A 3,965-nucleotide genomic window follows, 5' to 3' on the forward strand; every position below is an offset into this window, starting at 1 on the left:
GGCCCGTGACGACCTCGCCTTCGTGAGGTTACCGGCGTATTCTCCCGAACTCAATCCAGTCGAGGAGTGCTGGAGACAGCTCCAAGCAGTTCTTAGCAACCGGTTCTTTGACTCGCTTCCTGAGCTCACAACAACGATTGATACCGCTCTTGATCAACTGTCACTTCCAAAAGTGAGTGATTACTTCTAATGACTACTATAATCAATGGATACGCGTTCGAGTACGGCGATGAAGTACGTGCATTGCTACACCGGTTTGCGACCGATGAAGCTCAAGTCGATATTGAAACAGCGGTTATCTACTTCCGAGCCTGCGCTCGCCGTAACTGATAAACGGACACGATGACTATATTCAAATAGAAATGGCGTCCAGTACTGATTCCTCGACAGCGGTCGACGAAGAAGTTCGCCGACTGTACGAGCGATATCAGTCGGCCGAAAGCGACGAAGAACGCCACGAAATAGCTCTTGAAATGGGGAAGCTTGACGGACGCCGTCATGCCGATATTTATGCAGCTCTCGAAGACGAATAATCTCAACTTCGACTACATCCCGTATTTCTAACACCGGGATAGGACTCACGTATTAGGATGGTCTCGACCCTTTCGTCGGCAGCAATATCGGTTGTAGAGATATGACCTCGGTCGCTGCGCCCATACTGAGACGCTGAGCGGCCAGCGCAGCCAAGGCGCTTCAGCACGTTCGACTTCGTCCACTGGGCGGTCGTCGGCGTTCGCGATGTACCGCTGGACGCCATCCATCGCTCGTGAGACGATAGGCTCAGGAAACCAGTACCTGATCACGGAAACAGGCCGAAAGCGAGATCAAGATCCTGCAGGCCGCCGAACTCGAGAACCAGCTAGCGCAGGTCCTCAAACGAAAATTGTGACTACAGCTCTAACGTAGAAGTCGTCCGGACCTCGGAATCCGTTGATAAAGACGAGTCTTGAATCACTCCTCAACTGAACTGTCGTACATCTCTCCAAACGCTTGTTCGCCGCGGATCAGTTCATCTACACCTTCCGTGAGCGTGACCTCTCCGAAGACCGTCGCCCGATAGTACGTGTACAACCCGTCCTGTCCTCGTTCGGTGCGTTGTCGCTTCTCAACGAGGCTTACATTGAGAAGTTTGTTGAGGTGGTAGTGAAGGGTACTATCGTCGATCTGTATTGCCTCCTCAAGCTCCTTTGGACTCATCTCTCCACCGTGAACGAGTCGGTAAAGGATCTCGTACCGAGTCCGATGACCGACGGCAGCATGCATCTCAAGATATTCGTCCAGAGAAAGGATGCTGTCGTTGGGCAACAACTCCTCCGGATCATCTGGAAGTTCCCCATTAGCAGCGCGAGAATTCGTAGCCATCTTGCTTCGAGAAACGAGCGGAAGACTCTTAGTTGTTGTCAAGCCAGGACTTCCCGGAAACGCCGCTCTTTATATATCCTCGAAGAAGAGCAAACTCTATGGAAATTACACGGGACCGAATCACTGACCGGCTGGGGGATGTCAAATACGATCGTTTCCTGTTCTATCTGATGGGTCCGTACAAGTCGTTCAATCTCAACTACGTCCTGAGCGAAGAGGAGCGCCAAGAGATCAATATCGACGATCTTCCGGGACCTCTTCGGACGCTCTTTCAGAACAAAGCCGATATCGACGAGGCACAGGCACTCTTGCGGCGAATACAAGGGGAGCTTCGAACTACGCCCGGAGTAAACGCGTTTCTGGCTCTCGACGTCGATGTGGATACGGATAAGGTGAATGCAGTGACCCAGAGTATCGAGTACACTCGGTGTAGCAATGCCACCGCGTTCGTCGTTCCATTTCTTGGGCACAATTTCGGTGTCGGTGAGGAAGCTGGAAGCATCCTTGCCACTCTCGCAGAAACCCACGGTGATCGGCTTGTCTTTGTTCATGAAGACAATGTAACAAGTGCTATGATTCGGTCGGCGAAAGTACGGTGGGATCTGCGGATCGAAACGTACGACACTGAAGCGGAACTCGTCGACACCCTCCGGCGATTCGTAGGCGAGATTATGCAGCGGGAGCACCGCGGCGGTCTCGATCACCTGCAGTGAGTATTATTTACTCAGGTATTGCAGGCCGCTGAACTCGAGAACTAGCTAATATCGGCCCCAAGCGAAGATTGTGACTCGATAGTTTGCCCGAATGAAAGGGGTGTTGTGCACTATGTGTGAAATCAACTCTGTGGACTGACCGCTATATTAAATACAGTATTCTACAGGCCAAGCACAACTAATTGCCGAGTTGACTACCGGAACTTCTCGGCCAAGTCTCACTATGAACTAGCGGACACGCTGTACACTTGGTCTATCGACTCATCATAGAGTTCGAGGGTGTCATAGAACTATTCTCATGGGGTTGTTTTCATCCCTATTTCGGTGAACCAACCGCTACGTAGAGAAGCGAACTGAACGCCAGAGCAGTTGTCAGATAGCAGTGAGGTTCATCCAGCCATGCTGAACACGCAGCGCGAAGGTGCTCTGGTTAGTTCTTTGTAACTGTCTCATGAGGTTTGCTGTATGAGTTCGCAATTACTCAAAAAATCAGCTATTGCGGGAGTCATTTCGCTCGTAATTACATTAGTTGTAACCTATGTCGCTTCACTGATCTTGCCGACACCATCGGAAGTGTTTCTTGCAGTTGGATTAGCCTCATTCTTTTCAGCATTTGGCAGCGCGTACGGCGCACACGTGGAATATCGTGATTAAAAGCCGAGTCGATAGCACACGTTGTGAATAGCTCCGTACAACGCACGGAACGCTGGTGACCCGAAAGACATCGAGTACAGGGTCGAAGACCGCATCGAACAACACGGCGAGGACGTTCAGCTGAAGCAGTCCACGTTGGATGAGACGTACAATCGCCGTACTGGAATCGAACGAACCAATGAATCAGTGAAGGACTGCGGCCTCGGGCGTACGTACGCCCGAGGCCGCGTCCACGCACGGGCACAGGTGTTTCTTTCTCTGTGCCTTCGCCTTGTCGTCGCTATCACCAATTACGAACGCGGAGACAATCCGGGAGGCACGATCATCACGGTGTGAGAAGAGTTCTATGACACCCTCCACTCCTAGTCTACCGGTTCGTTCGTTTCGCCTGCTGTTAACTATACCCGTACGCCGATACGGTTTTCCGATAGAAGTAACAGTAGNCCCTCCACTCCTAGTCTACCGGTTCGTTCGTTTCGCCTGCTGTTAACTATACCCGTACGCCGATACGGTTTTCCGATAGAAGTAACAGTAGAGACTTAATAGTTCTACTATGGCGAATCTTTATCCTGATTTAACTGGTATGAAGAGCTATGACTAAACAGACGGCGAAAACCACAGAACGATCACTGGTCGTAATCGATACGATCCAGAAATTGGGCGGTGCAACACTCGAGGAATTGACCGGTGAATTGGAGATCTCGAGAAGTACGATCCATCTCCACCTCCAGACCCTTCTCGAAAAAGGATATCTTACGAAGGAAGGAGCGGTATATCATATCGGGTTGCGGTTCCTCAATCACGGCGAGTATGCCCGCTCACGCAAGAACGCGTACACACTGGCGAAACAGACTGTCACCGAACTTTCCGACCGAATCGACGAAGAAGTCGAATTCGTCGTCAAGAACGATAATCGCGGCATTCTCGTCCACGAATCCTTTCACCCGGACAGCCACTTTCCCTCCAAGGAACGACATATCTCTACCGCACCTAGCTCTGCTGGGATCTACTATTATCTCCACAGCGTCGCAACCGGTAAAGCAATCCTCGCGGAATTACCTGACGAGCGCGTCGAAGCGGTATTGGACGACTGGGGACTCCCCAGACAGACGGCCCAGACAATCACAGATCGTGACAACCTCTTACAGCATCTGTTCTAGTTTAACGCAGCGAGGCATCCAAGGACGCCGAACTAGAATAGTCAGTAACTAGGAGTGTGAGAATCCGGTAGAGGAT

General features: G+C 51.3%; 3 protein-coding genes and 4 pseudogenes. 5 read left to right on the forward strand and 2 right to left on the reverse strand.

Annotation, left to right across the window (positions count from 1 at the left end; genetic code table 11):
* Together C492_RS09155 and C492_RS25885 are read left to right on the forward strand one after the other, a co-directional pair.
* Positions 1-190 (forward strand): transposase (locus C492_RS09155; protein WP_008422712.1); only part of this gene is annotated, 190 nt, incomplete at its 5' end.
* Between the two features lie 8 nt (positions 191-198).
* Positions 199-330 (forward strand): annotated as a pseudogene (locus tag C492_RS25885) (type II toxin-antitoxin system death-on-curing family toxin); the annotation flags it as partial.
* Positions 331-571: 241 nt separating this feature from the next.
* Here C492_RS25885 and C492_RS25275 read toward each other — a convergent pair.
* Positions 572-788, reverse strand: a pseudogene (locus C492_RS25275) (hypothetical protein); the annotation flags it as partial.
* 163 nt (positions 789-951) lie between these two features.
* Entirely contained in the window at positions 952-1,362 is a 411-nt protein-coding gene (locus C492_RS09165; RefSeq protein WP_008422715.1) for a winged helix-turn-helix domain-containing protein, read from the reverse strand.
* 98 nt (positions 1,363-1,460) lie between these two features.
* Here C492_RS09165 and C492_RS09170 point away from each other — a divergent pair, with 98 nt between their 5' ends.
* From C492_RS09170 to C492_RS09175, 3 genes and pseudogenes are all read left to right on the forward strand, one after another.
* Positions 1,461-2,075 carry a DUF7509 family protein gene (locus tag C492_RS09170; protein WP_008422716.1) on the forward strand — a complete coding sequence of 205 codons (615 nt, stop codon included), beginning with the start codon at positions 1,461-1,463 and terminating at the stop codon, positions 2,073-2,075.
* Between the two features lie 681 nt (positions 2,076-2,756).
* Positions 2,757-3,065, forward strand: a pseudogene (locus C492_RS22725) (transposase); the annotation flags it as partial.
* A 257-nt stretch (positions 3,066-3,322) separates the two neighbouring features.
* A pseudogene (locus C492_RS09175) lies at positions 3,323-3,883 on the forward strand (IclR family transcriptional regulator); the annotation flags it as partial.
* Between the last annotated feature and the right edge of the window lie 82 nt (positions 3,884-3,965).

The organism is Natronococcus jeotgali DSM 18795 (assembly GCF_000337695.1).
GTDB classification, from domain to species: Archaea; Halobacteriota; Halobacteria; order Halobacteriales; family Natrialbaceae; genus Natronococcus; species Natronococcus jeotgali.